Consider the following 16,613-nt stretch of genomic DNA (forward strand, 5'->3'; position numbering starts at 1 on the left):
TAATGGGCAGTGAAGCGAGGGGGGCTGTCCGCGTCGGCGTAGAACGCGCAGGTGGGGCCCCATCTGGTCCGACCCGGGTTGGCGCGGGAATGTTCTGAACTCGGTAAGACCTGAGCACGTTTCCAGCTATGGGAAGACAGCTCAGATCTCGTCACCGTGGGAAGTTGGTTTTTCTGACCATGCCAGGAATGTTCCAGGCGAAGCGAGTCCCGTCGCGCGGCCTCCGGCTGTTCGCCGTGCTGTGTGTGGTCCTCGGTCTTTTGACGCCGCTCACCTACACCACTGTGCGTTTCGGGCAAGTGTCCAGCAGTGACCTCGAGTTCGTGCAGGTCGAGCGTCGCGGTGTGGCGTATATACGGCCCATGGCCACGCTGATCGCCGCCATTGCGGACGGTCAGTCCGCGGCGGTGGCAGGACGCCGTCCGGATCCGCGGGTTCTCACAAAGGCCGTCGCGGCGGTGGCGGAAGCGGACAGGACCGTGGGCGGAAGCTTGCGGGTCCAGGACAGCTGGGTGGATCTGCGGACCAGGCTAGCCGAGTTGGCCGCCACATCCCATACCGGCCAGAACGCTTACCGGGCCTACTCGGAGGCCATGGACGTCGCCCTCTTCTTGATGCTGCGGGTGGGGGACACCTCAAAGCTCATTCTCGACCCTGAGATCGACAGCTACTACCTGATGGACGCAGGGATGCTGCGGCTTCCATCGGTCATCGCCGACAGCGGCCGGATGGCCGATCTGGAGGTGCTGCGTGATCAGGGCACGGGCAAAGACCTCCCACTGGCCCGCGTGCTTGTGGCCCGGGACCGCGTGAGCGCGGCGGCATCCGCTGTCGAGGCTGGGCTGCCGAAGAGCTTCGGCAGCAGCGCCAGCCGCTCCATCGGTAAGGATCTCCTTGGCAAGATTGACGCATTTCATACGGCGCTCGAGCCGCTCGCACCGAGCTCCCCGCTCGTCGATCAGCCCCTCCCTCCGCGGGCTGAACTCCTGGAGAGCCGTCGGTCCGAGCTCGCTCGGACAGCGCTGGAGCTGAACATCGCCGCACTGGAGGAGCTGGATCACTTGCTCGCCACACGAGAGCGGGACATCGAGCAGAACCGGTTCGTCGTGCTGGTGGTCCTCATTGCGGGTCTTGCTCTCGCGGCAGTCGCGCTGGCTTGGCGAGCAAGGGCATCACGCTCCCGAGGGAAGGGGCCGCGGGCAGGAACCCCGAATTGGGTGGGCAGTTTCGCCGATGCGGGCCATGAGAAGCAACCCGAAGACGATGCGCTCTCGGGGCTTCAGCCGGACGATGTCCTGCCCTCTGGACCGAAGCATGGTCGTCCCACGCGAAAGAAGGCGGCCGGTGCGTCTCGCTGATCTTCAGGTACGGCAGCGGATCATCGCGCTCGCAGCCCTTCCGCTCACGGCCGCGGTGCTGCTCACCGCTCCTTTGGTCACCGAGCGCGTTCAGTCGGCTCGGGAGTCGACGCAGTCGGCCAAGGAGCTGGGACTGGCCCGGCAGGTGGGCGACCTCATCGCGGACCTCCAGCGGGAGCGCCTGTACTCCAGTGCATATCTCGCGACGCCGGACGGCGACGGCAACTCGGTCGTGCGGCAGGCTTCACAAACGGACGCTGACGTTAGCGACTTCCGAGAATACTGGCTCGGACCGGGCGCGCCTGCCGGGCTCACAGCCGCGTTCCGGGAGGCCTCCGATCTGGACCGGACCAGACATCTGGTGCTGAAGCGAGACCTGACACCGATTGATGTGGACACCCACTACGCTTCAGTGATCTCCGCGCTGCTCGACGCGCTGCCTTCCAGCGGTGCAGCACAGGGAAACGGCCGGGAGGCCTTCGGCCGGGAACAGGCCACGGTGGAAGAGCTGTTGCGTGTAAATGAGAGCAGCAGCAGTGTTGGTGCGCTGCTGCTGACTGTGGTGTCGGACCGTGGGCAGGCGCGGCAGTTGATGGCTGACGTCGAGAGCCGCACGGCCGTAGCGAACACCGAGAAGGGCCGGTTCCTCCGGGGCGCGAGCCCCTCGGAGGTGGACCTTTTCCAGAAGGTCGAGTCCGGTGGCGAAGCTGCGAAGATCAAGACCTATGCCGATGCGCTGAGTCTTTGGGCCTACGCCAACCCGCGCGGCACCGCGCAGCAGAGCGACCTGCCCGACGGAGTGACGGCCTCACGCATTTTCGCGGCTTGCGACTCTCTGGACCAGCTTCGCCTGCTGGTCCAGAACAAGATCGCTCGTGACTCTGCTGCGGTCGCCTCCGACAACGCGTCGGACGCTGGTAAGTGGGCGCTTGCCTTCACCCTGGCCGTCTTGGTTTTCACGGTCGCCATGGTCTGGCTCACGGTATGGATGGCCCGGTCCATCGCGAGACCGCTGCGTCTTCTCCACGGTGCTGCTGAGCAGGTCGCGCAGGCCGCCGAGGTCGAGTTGACGCGGGTGGTGGAGGAGACGGCGGGGTCGTCCTCCGGACAGACATCGGTCCGTATCAGGCGGGTGCCGGCTCTGACGAGGGACGAACTCGGGCAACTAGCGGTGGCGTTCAACCGGGTCCAGGACGCGGCGGTCGCTCTCATCGAACGTCAAGTACGCAGTCGCGACAACGCGGCGGCCATGCTGGGCAACGTGGGACGCCGCACCCAGAACCTTGCCGCGCTGCAGCTGTCGATGATCGACAGGATGGAGCGTTCGGAGACCGACCCTGAGGTCCTCGAACGTCTGTATCGCCTGGATCACGTTTCGTCCCGGCTGCGGCGGTATGCGAACAGTCTGGTCGTGCTTTCGGGGTGGACGGAGCCCGTTCTGGCGAGCTCTCCTGTTCCGCTGGGGGAGCTGACGCGTTCGGCCCTGGGAAAGATCGAGGGGTTCCGCCGTGTCCGTCTGGGGGACATCCCTCCGCTTCTGGTGTCTCCCCAGGTTGCCGCGGACCTCGCCCTTGTGATCGCTGAGTTGTTGGACAACGCCACCTCCTTCTCACCTCCGACCGCTCCTGTCGAGTTTTCCGCCGAGGTTCTGCCCGGCGGGCTGTGTCTGATCCAGATCGTCGACCAGGGCGTGGGCATGGCGGACTCGCGGCTTGCGGAGGAGAACGACCGGCTGGTCCGCAAAGAGCGGCTGGACCTCGTGTCGACCGACTTCCTCGGCCTGTTCGTGGTGGGTCGGCTGAGCCGGCGCCACCACTTCCAGGTCCGACTGGGGCACACGCCGAACAGGGGCGTCACCGCCCGGGTCCTGTTGCCCGCGGCGGTGTTCCACATCGCTGCCGACCCTGCCGGTAACCGGGAACTGACAGCGGGCGTGCCTCAGCCGTCGGCCCTCGCATCGTCATCCGAAATCCGGCCTTCCGTTCCGCGTCGGCCGACCGAGGCCGACACGGTGCGGCATCTCGGCGGGACACTCTCACTCTCTGTTGACGCGCCGGCCGAAGAGCAGCCGGTCACCGTCGAGAGCATCAGCCCTGGCGCCATGCGTAGAGCGTCCCTCGCCGGGTCCAGCCCCGGACCCTTCGACTGGTTCAAAGCGGAACAGGGGAGCGGGATCGAACCCGTGCTGAACGGGGGACTCACGACCGCGAAAACTGCAGGGGCGCGGGGTGTGCGAACCCTTTCGGCTGCCCCGGGGCTCACACCCGAGCGGCTGCCGGTGAGAAAGACGCGCCGAGCCATGGCGCTGCCCCCTCCTCCGACTGGTGAACCTGCTTCGGCCGTGGTGCTGCCGTTGGCCGAGCGCCCTGGGGACGGCGCGGGCAAGCCCGCTCGGTTGGTGCGCCGGGTGCCGGGAGCCCAGATGCCGGCCGGGTCCTTCATCCCGAACGCCGGACATCTCGGGAGCGATCCCATGGATCCCGAGGCGGCGCGCGCCATGATCGAGCAGTTCGAGGCCGGTATAGCCCGGGCCTCGCAGTCCCGCCCAAGCCCAGAAGGAGATTGAGATGAATAGCTCGGACATGCACCTGGGACCATCGAGCAGCCTGAGCCAGGATGCCGAGAACTTCAATTGGCTGCTGAGCCGTTTCGCTGGGAATACCGCGGGGGTGCGCGACGCCATCGCCGTATCCTCCGACGGGCTCATGATCGCTCAGTGCATCGAGGGAGAGCGGGCCGATGTGGACCGCCTCGCCGCCATCGTCGCGGGCATGACGAGTCTCGCGGGCGGGGTCGCGGGGTCCTACCAGCTCGGTTCACTCAACAAGGTCATCGTCGACATGAACGACGGCTACCTGCTCATCTCCGCCATCGGATGCGGATCGGTGATGGGGGTGATCGCCTCGAAGCAAGCGAACCTCGGGCAGGTCGCTTACGAGATGACTCTCTTCGCCAACCGGGCGGGCGCCGCCCTTACCCCGGAACTCATCCGTGAGCTCAAGAACCACATCCAGGCATGACCGCGTACGGACCCGAACCGCCATCGTCATGGGAGAGCGGTTATGGAAACCTCGGGCCTGTGGACGCACCATCCGCTGATCCTCCTCCGCTGGACCTGGTGCCCCGCCCCTTCCTTATCACTCAGGGACGCACCCAAGGCTCGAGCGAGGCCATCGCCATCGAGACCCAGGTGGTGGCGACCGAACGTGGCCTCACCGACTACAGACACACGACCTTCGAGCGCCGGGACATCGTTGAGCTGTGCCGTGAACCGCTGTCGGTTGCCGAAATCTCCGCCCGACTCGGCCTGCATCTGAATGTGGTCCGCGTACTGGTAGCCGACCTGTACGCGGAAGGCCGCGTCCTCGCCCATATAGCCGAGTTCGATGCTTCCCGGGACGTCGACACCCTCCGGAGGGTCATCCGTGGTCTCCGCGCAATCTCCTGAACAAAGCCGCCGCGCATCGGGAAAACGCCCGCCGATGCCCGTGAAGATCATTGTCGCGGGCGGATTCGGCGTGGGTAAGACGACCACGGTCGGCAGCATCTCCGACAGCGTGCCCCTCACCACAGAAGCCGTCATGACGTCGGTGGCATCCGGGATCGACGACAACAGTCTTACGCCTGACAAGCGGACCACCACCGTGGCCATGGACTTCGGCTCGCTGGCCATCGACGAGGGCATCAAGCTGTATTTGTTCGGTACACCTGGCCAAGACCGCTTCGGATTCATGTGGGGAGATCTGATCCGCGGAGCACTGGGCGCCCTGGTCATCGTCGACACACGCCGTATCGAGGACTGCTTCCCTGCGGTGGACTACTTCGAGAGGGCCGGAGTGCCCTTTGCTATCGGAGTGAACCGCTTTCCCACCCGGGAACATATTTCGCAGGAAGAGTTGCGCTGGGCTCTCGCGGTCGATCACGAAGTGCCAGTGGTGGAGTTCGACGCACGCGAGAAAGTGTCCGTACGGGACGCGCTGCTCGTCGTACTCGACCAGGCACTCGTTTTCGCTCAAGCCGCAGCACCCAGGTGAGTCACGACCTGAGTGCCGGTCAACGAAAGTCTCTAGGCACCGCTGTATTCACACGTTCGGGCTCCCCGCGGAAGTCGCCGCGGCAGATCCATCGACTGCCGGGAAGGAATGACGTGCTCCACCGAAAGAAGTACCGAAAAGCGCTGGCCGGTAGCGCCGCCCTGACCGTGGGGCTTGCCGTCCTCGGCGCTTGCGGCGCCGACGCTGGCACGAACGACGGCAGCGTCCGTCTCCGCACGGTCACGATCGGGGTCAGCGCGCCACTCACAGGCCCGCTCGCGGATCCAGGCAAAGGCATCGTGAACTCGGTGCAACTCGCGGCCCAGCAGGCCAATGAGAAACAAGTGGTGCCGGGCATCACCTTCAAGATAAAAGCCCTGGACGATCGCGCCATGGCGGACCGAGGAAAGGTCAATGCCAGGCTCTTTGTCCGCCAGCCGGATGTGATCGGCGTTGTCGGGCCACAAAGTTCCCGAGTTGCCCTGACCATGCAACAGACAATGGACCAGGCCGACCTCACCCTGGTGTCGCCAGCCAACACCAACCCGGCCCTGACGCTGGGCCCCGACTGGCTCTCCGGTCGCACGGCGCGGCCGTACCAGTCCTACTTCAGAACAGTCACCACGGACGCGAGCCAAGGCCCTTTCGCCGCTCAATTCGTCTACAGGGAACTCGGCAAGCAGCGAGTCTTCATGATTGATGACGACGAGCCGTACGGCGTGGGCCTGGCTGCAACCTTCAAGGCAGAGTTCACCCGGCTCGGCGGAACGGTGGCAGGAAAGAGCAGCATCAGCGTGGGGGACCAGGAATTCACCACCCTGGCCGCCCGGATCGCAAACTCGGGTGCCGAATTCGTCTTCTGCGGAGGCGCCTACCCCGAGTGCGGACGCATCAGCAGGCAAGTGAAGGCGGTCAGCGCGGCGATTCCCGTCGTGGGCGGCGATGCCGTCTACGAGCCCACCTACATGGACCTGGCCGGCGACCAGGCCGAGGGTGACGTCGCGATCTCCGTGGGAGCCCCCGCGGATATGGTCCACTCGGCCCGGGCCTTCGTCACCAACTACAAGATCGCCGGCTACTCGACGCCACCGGGCCCGTACGGCGGCTATGCCTACGACAGCGCCTGGGCCATCGTCGAAGCCGTCAAGAGCGTTGTGGCCGACAACGGAAGTACGCTGCCCGCCCATGCCCGCGCGGCGGTCTCGGCCGCCATGTCGGAGGTCACATTCGCCGGCATGACCGGACCGGTATCGTTCGACCAATATGGAGACGCCACCGACAAGCAGCTGACGGTTTACGTTGTGCGGAAAGGGAAATGGGCGACCCTGAGCACAGGCATCTACGTGAGCTGATGCAGTGGAATTGATTGGATGACGTCGGCTCCGTTCGGCTGACAGCCGGGTGCCGGTGGGGCTCACAGCTGCTGGGCATGCAAGCTGCTTAGGCGCAGGTGGCCACGATGGGGGTGAACGGTGTGACGGTCTGTGGGGGTGTCGGGCGGGGGCTTAACGTGTTCGGTACGATCCGGTACTTCGGGTGCGGCGTCAGCACTCGGGGCCTCCGTGTGACCAGTGGGATGGTTCGGGGCCTGTCTGTCGCCTCTGGCCATACCCATAGGGTCAGGTCGTGGGGGACTCCGCCTGCCCGGAACGGAGCGCATACGGGGATAGACGTCCTCGTCAGCACGCCTTCGCCTGACGCACTCGTCTTCCAGCGCCTCGACGGGCGGGAACGGCGGTTCCGGCAGCAGCGCCTCAGACAAGGGCACCAGCGGCAACAGCTTAAGCGAGCGGCTTCTTCTCCTTGCACGGATGAGGTTTTCGTAAGGGCATGGACAGTCATGAGTGACCAGGCCATCGGGCGGGTGTGGAAGCCAGTGAGCTGAGTGGGACGTTCACCAGGCCCTCGCCGCTGGCCTGGCGGGCCTGCCGGAGTAACTCCGCAAGCCCTGACAGTTGCGCCTGGGCGGCGGTCTGGGCGGCGGCATGCTCGGCTTGGTCGTTGACGGCCTGGTCGATGTACTGGACAAGGTCAGCAGCCCAGGCGACGCGATCGGCGGCTGCTTCCAAAGCGGCCTCCACCTCTTGTGCCCACGAGGACGCGTCCGCGGCGCCGGACCGTGAGGTGTCCGCGGGTTGGCGGTCGACGTCAGCGGCGGTGCGGATACTCTGCGCGGCGGCCCGCCGGGCGCGCAGGTCATTCTCCCGGAGGCGGGCGCCGGCCTGTGCTCGGTGGGCGACGGCGATGGCGGTGACCTGTGTCGAGACCCGGTTCCAGGCGTCTGTGGTCTGCTGATCGGCGCTCTCCAGAGCGCCAGTGCGATCGAACCGCCAGTGATGCAGGCCTGCGTCGCCGCGTAGCACCAGTTCGACCGGCCGGTTGGCAGTGGCAGCGGTTTGTGAAGCCGTGTAGAGAGTGCGGCCGAGCAGTGAGCCGTCAGGGTCGGCGCCGATGGCGAGCCACAGTTGAGCGGCGGGATCTTGGGGGTCGAAGCGGTCGGCTAGGACATGCGGCAGGTCGGCGAGCGGGTGGGTGGCCCAGTTCCGCAGGTCGGCGTCGGGCTGCTCGGCGAGCATCGACTGCAGGTCGTACACCTGCGGGTCGGTGCGCGCGTCGGTGACGCCGAAGCCCAGGACGTCGCGTTCGAGGAGCCGCGCTACGGCGCTGCCGGTGACATAACGCACGCCCTCCGCGCCCTGCACCGTGATCACTGTGTCGACCGCGGTCTCATAGCTGCGCACGCCGCGTCCGGTCTTGGGCACCGGGGTGCTGCCACCCACCCCTAGGCCGAGCTTGAACCACTCCCGGCGGGAGGCGGACGTGGCCGAGACGGGCCCTTGGGTGATCGGCTGCTGCGCCAGCAGCGGCACGCTCGCGCCTCCGGTGTGCCTGCCGGCGGCGCCGTCGGAGTTGTAGACGAGATTCAGGACTGTGGCGGAGGCGCTCCCCGCCACGGTCGAGGTGGTGGCAGTGGTGGTGTGCAGGCGCAGTCTGTCGAGGGTGATGCCGCCGGCGTCGGTGATCCGCCTCGGGTTGTGGAGCGCAATCTGCATGGTTGGAGGGGTGTCGGGGCTGGTCTCCTCGGGCCAGGCACCGGGCATGGTGTTGGTCAGGCCGCTGGTGGCACGGGGCAGGTCCAGGTTGATCTTCCCGGCCTGGATGAGTTCGCCGATGCGTACGGCGGTTGCCTCGGCGGAGGCGGAGGCGGGCAGTTGTTGCCAGTCGTCGGCCAGCCGGGGTGCGACGGTGTTCAGCGCCTGCATGAGTTGGGGGGAGCCGTCGAAGTGGAACACCGGGGTCGGCCCGGTGGGTATGAGCTGTGGCCCGTCGGTGATGCGGTTTCCTCCGGGGCCGGTGGCGGGCGCCTCGGCCGGGTGGACGACTGAGATGCCGGGCGGTGTCGGATCGAACGCCTTGACAGGGTCGGCTGCCTCGCTGTCGGTGAATCTCAGGGCGACGAGAGCCGGGACGGTGGTCGTCCGGGCGGGGCGGCCGTGCAGGGTCTGGTGCACCCACGCGGCGAGACTGGAATTCTCGTCGGACCAGGCCAGCAGGCCGCCTGTGATCAGGCCGCCGACCAGGTTGGGCGGCCAGTCGGCGACGAGTTGGGAGCGGACTGAGACCGTGTAGTCGTATTCCACCTCGAAGTCGGCCGCGGTTTCGGTCCGCAGCCAGTAGCGGTCTTCGGCGGACGTGGACACCTTGCTGGTGTTGGTGCGGACGCTGCTCAGTGTCAGTGCGGGCCCGGTGCGGTCGGTGCGGGTGTCGTCGGCGGGACGCACGTAGCGGGTGGTGGGGTTGACAGTCCCCGAGTGCAGGCGGGTGGTGGAGACGCTCTTGGAGGTGTTCGCGGGGGAGTGGAAGTGCATCTGCTCCAGGCCGCTGCCGGACGCCTCGCCCGCGTCGTGGCCGCGTACGGTGCGCAGTCCGGCGGTGTCCTGACGGGGCCTGGCATTCAAGCTGACCTCTACCAGTCGAGCGCCGCCCATGGCCAGGTGCCGGAAGTGGAAGCGCTGTACGCCTTCGGGTCCTCGGCCAGGCAGTGTCCGCAGGCCAGCCGGCGAGGTCCAGTCGGCGATTCTGGCCATCACACCGGGGAGGTAGGAGGAGTGGCCGGGGCGCGTGGAGCCAGGTGCCTCGCGTTCCACGAGGGCGGTCAGTTCCTTGCGCAGCCGGTCGCGTTGCTCGATGCGGCGACCACCGTGCTGCTCGGTGGGGCGACCGGTGTCCGAGGCGTGATCGTTGAGCTGTTTGACCGACATGATGCCGGCCATGCCCAGTTCTTTGGTGCGGGCGAACCGGTCCGGAAGGGGAAGGTTCGCCTCGGGCCGGTCGGGGATGTTCAAGCCCTCGACGTTCCGGAACCATGCGGCGTATCGGACCAGTTGTTCGTCGCTCATGGCGAACTGTGCACCGTGCGGCAGGTCGACGGCGACCGTGACCGGCGGCGCACTGCCCGCGCCGAAGGCATTACCGATCAGGTTGCGGCTGCCTTGGCGAACTGTCAGGAGGATCGTGGCATGGGTGCGGATGCGATGTTGGGTGCCGCTCTCGGTAGGGAGTCGCATCACGCCCGTGGCCGAGGACAGGGTGTCGGTCTTGTCCGTCCGGTGGGTGTAGGCGTAGCGAGCGGAGGGATTGGCTGTGGCAGGCGGCTTGGGCTTCTGCGGGCCGGACTGGGTAGTGACTTCGCCGGACTTGGGGTTCAACTGCTGTGCGGTGCTCGCGATAGCGGCTTGGTGCGCGGCCGTCTTGGTTTGCTGCTGAGAGGCGGTGTCGGTGGACGTCAGGTCCGTCTCAAGGTACTGACCCGCACTGCCCCTGTGCTCCGGGCCGTGCAGGTAGCCCTGGAGTTCGACTGAGAACTCCTGGTCGGTGCCCAGGCCCGGCAGGGTCAGGTTTTCGACGACGTATCCGCTGTTGAAGATCTGGTGGGCGCGCGCCATCAGGGCGGTCGGGCTGATCGCGGACCAGAGTGCCTCGGCGGCCGGGGTGGTCGGGTGGTTCGCGTCCGGGCCGAGCAGTGTGCGGGACACCCAGTCCGCCGTGGCGGCAGCAGCAGCGGATACCCGCTCCGGTACATGAACGGCAGCCGCCTCCCTTACGTTGTCGAGCAGTCCGCGCTTGTGCTCGGGGTGCCCGGGATAGGTGTTGGCGATGATCTGCGCGAAAGCGTCCTGCAGTGCGGCCGAGCCGCGCAACACCTCCGTGATCGCGTCGTCGGGAAGCCGGACGACTCCCGGGACCGGCGCTCCGTCCGGGCCAGTCATGGCCAGCTTTTCCAGATCGGCGGCGGTGCACTCGCGGATTCGGTGGCCTGGGAGTTCACCGCGCCTTCCCCGGCCCGGCTCGATCAGGCGGCGGCGTCCTACCGAGAGCGCGATGTGTCCGGGTGCAGTCGCCGGGCCCGTTCTGTTGCCGTCGGCAGGGTCGTTCCTGGTGAACCGCACAGCGGGGCCGTGGCCCGGCCCCTCATACAGGTCGAGGGCGAACAGCGACGGAATCTCGAAGACCTCGCTGGCCTGACCCGTGTCGGTGGGACCGAGCGTCGAGCTGTTCCTGAAGAACTGATCCTGACCGACACCGGCGCCGACCGTGGAGGTATGAGTGGTCTGACGGGAGTAGGTGTAGTCCCCGCTGCCGCCGAGCGACCACGGCCGCTTGTCCCCTCCGAACGGGTATTGCGGGCCACCGCCGAAACCGGCCTGCCAGCCGTAGCTGTATCCATGCTGCTGAGTGCCGCCGACGCTGAACATCGATATACCCAGGCTCTGCACATCGGGCAGTGTGCGCACATGTCGTGCGGGGGTGTCGGGAGCGGTGTCCCGTGCTGCGGTCAGCCGTAGTCGGACCCGGCGTGTACCCCCCGTACCGCTGGGTTGCTCCAACCACAGCGGCTGACCGCCGTCCACCATGGCGTCAACCGCCGAGCGCAGCCCCAGTGAGGATCGGGCCTGCTCGAACCGTCGCAGGTTCATCAGCTGGGCCTGCACCAGTCCCTCGTCGAAAGGCTGCCGGGAGGACTCCTGGGCCGGCGGGAGAAAGCCCTGCTCGCGCAGCCACTGCTCGGCCCGCTCGAACAGCGGCGCGGTGCCCTCCACTGCCAGGGGAACGGCGGACACCCCCAGGCTCTGCAAGTTCTCCAGTTCCTCAGGCAGCTCATATCCGTCTGTGTCTGGACCGGGAGGCCGCCCGAGCGCGGTTTCACGGCTGAGAACCCGCAGCCGCATGCCGCTGTCCCAGGGCCCGAAGTCATGTGTGGTCCGGCCGCCTCCGGCCTGGATGAAGGTGATCCGGTGGGACACCCTGGCCGGGACGAGCAGATGGCTGCGGTTGCTGCGCAGGGAGTGGATGACGCTGGCAGAGCCACCCGCGCCGAGCGCATCGCTGGTCTGCCACTTCACACCTGCCTTGCCGACGAGGCTGCCGGAGACCTTCGACGCCGCGGCCGCATGGCCTGCGGCGCGGTCTGCGGTGAAGGATGGGCCGACGCTGCCGTCGAGACCGATACCGTTGGTCACCTTGACCGAACTGTCCACCTTCTCGTACTGATGGACATGATGCTCCAGGTTGATCTTGCGATCGACCGTGCGGTGTGTGGGCTCTGCGAGCACCACCTCGGTGGTCAACTGGATTATGCCGATCGCTTGGCCGCTGTTGCCCAGCAGGATCGGCGAGAACAGGCCGCCGCTGCGCTGCATCGGGAGCGTGCCCCGCAGCGAGAGCTCTGAGAGGAACGACTCCACCTCTTGTGCCGAAGACTGCGACAGCCCCACTAGCTCGTTCTTGAACTCCCGGTGTACCTCCGCGAGCAGACGTCCCGGTTCTTGTACGCTGTCCACCCCCCAAAGCGGCAGGTCGTCGATGTCCGCAGGCTGCGGCAGGGGCCTGTCGCTGTCGAATGCGAGATGCTGCGGGAACCAGATGGTGATGGGGCCGTGGACCTGCGCGGGGCTCCAGTCCACTGGCGGCCCCAGCGGGGCAGCGTCCAGCCGTATCTCCCACTGCGACGAGAATGCGAAGGGCTGCGACAGTTCCCTGGCACGCTGCGCGGTGAAGGTCTGCACCCCATGCGTGACGGTGGTGGATGTCGAGAGCTGATTGTGTGTCAGCGTCAGCGACAGCGCGCCGTCGACGACCTTGACCGGACCTGCTTTACGGATCGGGAAGGTGCCGGACCAGGGCACGGCGACCGTGCGCACATTCCCGTTGCCAGCCGAGTTCGACGACTCCTGCGTTCCGACGCCCCGTCGCTCCACCCGGGCCTCGGGGTCCTCGACGCTGTGGGCGCCATAGCGCTCCGACCGGAGCGGGGCTCGCAGCGCCATCCGCACATGAACGGTGCGTGCCCGACCGCCTACCTCGACCGTGATTTCGTGGCCGCTGCTGCTGCGAAGATACGCCAGGTGTTGCGCCAACTGCTCGGCACTCAACCGGTCCCGCAGCTGGGCCAGCACCAGGTGGCCGTCGGCCGCGGGGCGAGGGATGCCCAGCGCCGTCATGACCTGACGATGCAAGCCGTCGACCACGGAAGCGGGCACCGGTTCGACATGGACCAGCCCGATGTTCCCGTCGTGCTGGGAGCCATAGGTCTGGACGAAGGATGAGGGTAGGGCGCTCCTGTCGCGTGGCGCCTGGCTGGGCTCCCAGCGGTCGTCGCCGGAGGCAGGCAGCGGTGCGACGACGGCCGGGTCCGCCGGTACCGGGAGCAGCTCGCGTTGGCTGTTCGGCTGCGGCCGGAGGCCGGGCAAGGGGTGGTCCCGCACGACCGGGCCGGAGTCGGAGACATCCTCGAGGGTCCTCAGGTAGTCGACCGTCATCACCCCCTCGGCCAGCCTGCTGGTATCAGCCATGAGGCCGTTGCCGTCGGCATTCCCGGCCAGGCGTCGAAACAGCGAGTCGTCGTCGCGGGCCTGGTCCCGCAGACCCGCGTAATGCATCAGCTCATGCAGCGAGACGGCGTCGTCCCGCTGCTGGTTCCGATCCTGTTTCTCCAGATCGGCCGACGGGCCGTCGGTGTGCAGGCGGATGTGCAGTTGGTCGGAGCGGCCGGGGTTTGCGGTCCTACTCAGTTCAACCGCCTCGGCGTGTTCGGGAGCCGTGGTCAGCACCAGGTCGACGTGGAGCTGGTCGCCTGAGCGCGGCAGTCGCAGGCCGTGGTTGACGTGGGTGCCTAGGAGGTTGCGCATCCGGTTCTGGAAGGCTGGCAGCTCCCCGGGTTCGAACCCATCCCCGAAACGTACCGGTAGGTGGAGGGTCAGGTTGCGGACCCAGCGGCCGTCGTCGGCCTGGATCCGCTGGATCCGCATCCGGATCCGGATGTTGCGTCCGTACAGCGTGCCTGGGACGCGGTCCTGCAGCAGAGGATCGCGTCCCGGTTCGAACCAGTCGACGCTCAGGGGCGACGTCGGGGCGTCCGGGCGCCGGGGTCGCCACTGATCGGGCCGGACCGGTTCGGCGACCGGCGCGGCCAGTTCCGGTGTGCGGGCGCCGAGTGCGGGCCCAGAAGCGTGCGACGGAGGTTGGGGGACAGCGTGGCGGGGAGTGCCGCCCGCGCTTGCCGGGATGTCTGACCTCCCAGCGGGATCCGATCCGGACTCCTGCCGGATCGCCATCTTCGGCGGTACCACATCGCCGACTTCGAACGACGGAGAGAGGTGAGGCAGGGCAACACCGTCCGCGTGGGCTGCGGGCCCAGCCGGAACAGACTCGCTCGGCAGGGCCTGCTGGGGGACAGGTACCGGGGCATACTCCACGGCACCGGCTGACATGCCAGTCAACACGGCGTGGACACTCTCCGCGATGTCCCCAGCCTTCGACGGCAGACTAGGCAAGCTGTCCGGCTGCGCCCGAACGTCCCCGCCGGTGATCGTCGCGGCGGTACCCAGGCTGTCCCGCGGCGCAGTATTCACGGCATTCGGCAGCACAACGTCGGGGTCACTGCTGTGTGCCGCGTCCAAGACTGATGACATCGCGCGCGCGGACGGATCGGGCCCCGTGCCCACAGTGGCTGCGTGGATACTCTGCATGGCAGGGACGGCTGCGGCGGAATCCGCTGCTTCGATCACAGCGTCCGCTTCGCGCGGCAGGTTGCGCGACCGCACCTCCCACAGAGGCCGCTCGATCTCGTCCGAAGTCGCCTGCCCCACGGAGTGGCCTATCACCGCCGCCACCACAGACGGCACGGACGCCGAACCAAGGGCGAACCGGTTGTGTACTACCTCCGCCGCCGGATCCTGCAAGTTGGGGATCGCCCCTGTCCTGGTCTCCGAGACAGCCGCGGTGGAGCGGACCCATGACGACGAGGGGTCGCTTCGCATGGCGTCCTGCTGGTCGAGAGCCCAGGGCAGAGCCCCCGGGGCCGGTGTTCCCCATTCCGCAGCAGGGTCACCCGTGGCGGTGGCGGAACCGTCCTGCGGGTCAGTCGCGGATGTGGCGCCACCGGTACGGGAGGGCTGGGTCCCGCCCGTGCTCAGCGAGGGGCTGACGGCACCAGACGGCGTCGGTGCAGTCACGCCGCCAGGGTCCGTGGGGACGCTCTGGCCGAGTAGCTGCGTGCCTTCCGGCATGACCTCGGTCTCATGACGCGGCTGCTGTACCTGCTCGATCGAGGTCTGGTCCGGGATCTGGTAGTGCCGGTGGTAGCTTCCGCCGAAGGCGTCCATCCCTGTGGGCAGACCGGAACCGGTGAACACGCCGGTTGCGCCGAACGGCAGGTCCACACCGCTCGTCGGCACCTCCTCACCGCCCTTCACCGGACCCGAGCCGGTCTGCGGGCGGGTATCCACGAGGGTCGTGGAGACGTCCTCGACATCGGTGAACGAGGACACCTCGCTGAAGATCGACGCCGCATCTCTGAAGTTGCTGAAGGCCTGCGGAATATCCGACAGGTGAGGGATGGGTGCGCCCGGCTCCGGCTCCTGTGGCAGGAAGAGTTGAGTGTCCGCCGGCCCGGGGGACACTGTGAGGGGCGGGCCATCCACACTGCCGGTCGCTAGAGGGTGGCTTTTGTTCTCCCGTGCCGCAACTGGCGCGCCAAGGACATCCGCCTTGTCGTGGAAGAATTTTTCCGTCACTGAAATTTTCTGGTGGAAGAACTGGCGGTACAGTCCCAGAATGGGCGCGTCCATCGCAATCTCCGCGGCTGTGGTTAACCCGCCGCTCACACCAGACATCAAGAATTCCTGCCCGTTGAGCGCGAACTTGTTCTCGGTCAGTCCCCACATAGCTGCACCAAACATGGCAGCCTGACCCTCGTTCACAAAGGCGAAAGGAACTTCCGAGCTCTCCTTCAGCCAGTGCCGGTCCTTGAAATGCTTCGCGACATATTTCCCGTAGACCTCGCCCAGTGCACCGCCGAACATCCCCGCGAAGAACCCGATATACGCCGACCTGCCCACGTCCTGCCAGTCGAAGGACGTCCGACGCCGATCCGGACTGTCCGGCACCGTCATCGACAGGAACTGCGCGAAGAACGACGTGAACGCCTCCTCGAGCGCCTCCAGCACTGCCGTGAACGGCATCGGCGCAGCACGCCCCAACCGCTGCATCGCCAAAATGATCGACAACGCCGTACGCGCCCGCACCATCGCCGCCTCGGCAAACGATGTCCCCCCCGTGAACACCGACAACGCCGCGATCATCGCCAACTCGAGATTCATCAAAGAGAACTCGATCAAAATCTCGTACTTGCCCTCGGCCAGCTTCCGCGAACGGTCGACCTGCCGCTCACCCGTCCTCTCCAGCTCATCCGCCAGCCGGAACAGATGGTTCACACCGTTGTCATCGACGAACAGCCTCATCGCCCCGACGAACTGGTCCCCCACCGCCGGGGGCATCGAATACCCCACCTGCGCGATCGCACCCTGCATCGCACCCGACAACGCCCGCAGATCACCCGCCAGCTTCTGATACGGCAACCGGCTCTCATACCCCAGGTCCTCATCCCCCGACGCCACACTCGCGCCAACCCAAACCTCAAGAAACTCCCTGAAGCCCGCAGAGAACTCAATCGCCACGTCTGGTCTTTCTCTGCCCGAAGCCGCTGTCGCTGCCGATGTCCGAATGATGCGCCGCCGGGTGCGCTGGCGACGTAACGAGCCGTGCCTAGTGGTTCCCGGTCCGCGACTCCTGGTCGTGAATGCCACCGAAAGCCAGATCCTGCGTCTTCCGACCTGAGACGGCTCGTCGCAGATGGCTTCGATCAGGCCCGAATTCCTCG

7 protein-coding genes are annotated in these 16,613 nt (G+C 66.9%); 6 read left to right on the forward strand and 1 reads right to left on the reverse strand.

The window, feature by feature from the left end:
* Positions 1-188 precede the first annotated feature (188 nt).
* The 6 genes from OG395_RS56390 (at position 189) to OG395_RS56415 (ending at position 6,744) form a co-directional block, all read left to right on the forward strand.
* Positions 189-1,358, forward strand: a complete 1,170-nt coding sequence (locus tag OG395_RS56390; RefSeq protein ID WP_327249946.1) for a hypothetical protein — start codon at positions 189-191, stop codon at positions 1,356-1,358.
* Positions 1,359-1,413: 55 nt separating this feature from the next.
* Positions 1,414-3,924, forward strand: coding sequence for a sensor histidine kinase (locus tag OG395_RS56395; protein WP_327249947.1), 2,511 nt, complete (start codon positions 1,414-1,416; stop codon positions 3,922-3,924).
* Between the two features lies 1 nt (position 3,925).
* A complete protein-coding gene (locus OG395_RS56400; RefSeq protein ID WP_327249949.1) occupies positions 3,926-4,378 on the forward strand; it encodes a roadblock/LC7 domain-containing protein in 453 nt (150 codons plus the stop codon).
* Positions 4,379-4,437: 59 nt separating this feature from the next.
* Positions 4,438-4,806, forward strand: a complete 369-nt coding sequence (locus OG395_RS56405; protein WP_327249950.1) for a DUF742 domain-containing protein — start codon at positions 4,438-4,440, stop codon at positions 4,804-4,806.
* The gene (locus OG395_RS56410) at positions 4,745-5,392 is read left to right on the forward strand and encodes a GTP-binding protein (protein ID WP_442818820.1); all 648 of its coding nucleotides are present in this window, start codon (positions 4,745-4,747) and stop codon (positions 5,390-5,392) included. The genes OG395_RS56405 and OG395_RS56410 overlap by 62 nt, the downstream gene beginning before the upstream one ends.
* 113 nt (positions 5,393-5,505) lie before the next feature.
* Positions 5,506-6,744 (forward strand): branched-chain amino acid ABC transporter substrate-binding protein, encoded by a 1,239-nt coding sequence (locus OG395_RS56415; protein WP_327249951.1) that lies wholly within the window; start codon positions 5,506-5,508, stop codon positions 6,742-6,744.
* A 486-nt stretch (positions 6,745-7,230) separates the two neighbouring features.
* Here the strand turns inward: OG395_RS56415 and OG395_RS56420 are convergent, their stop codons facing one another.
* Entirely contained in the window at positions 7,231-16,311 is a 9,081-nt protein-coding gene (locus OG395_RS56420) for a hypothetical protein (RefSeq protein WP_327249952.1), read from the reverse strand.
* Positions 16,312-16,613: the final 302 nt, after the last annotated feature.

It is taken from the genome of Streptomyces sp. NBC_01320 (assembly GCF_035974375.1).
Classification (GTDB): Bacteria; Actinomycetota; Actinomycetes; order Streptomycetales; family Streptomycetaceae; genus Streptomyces; species Streptomyces yanii.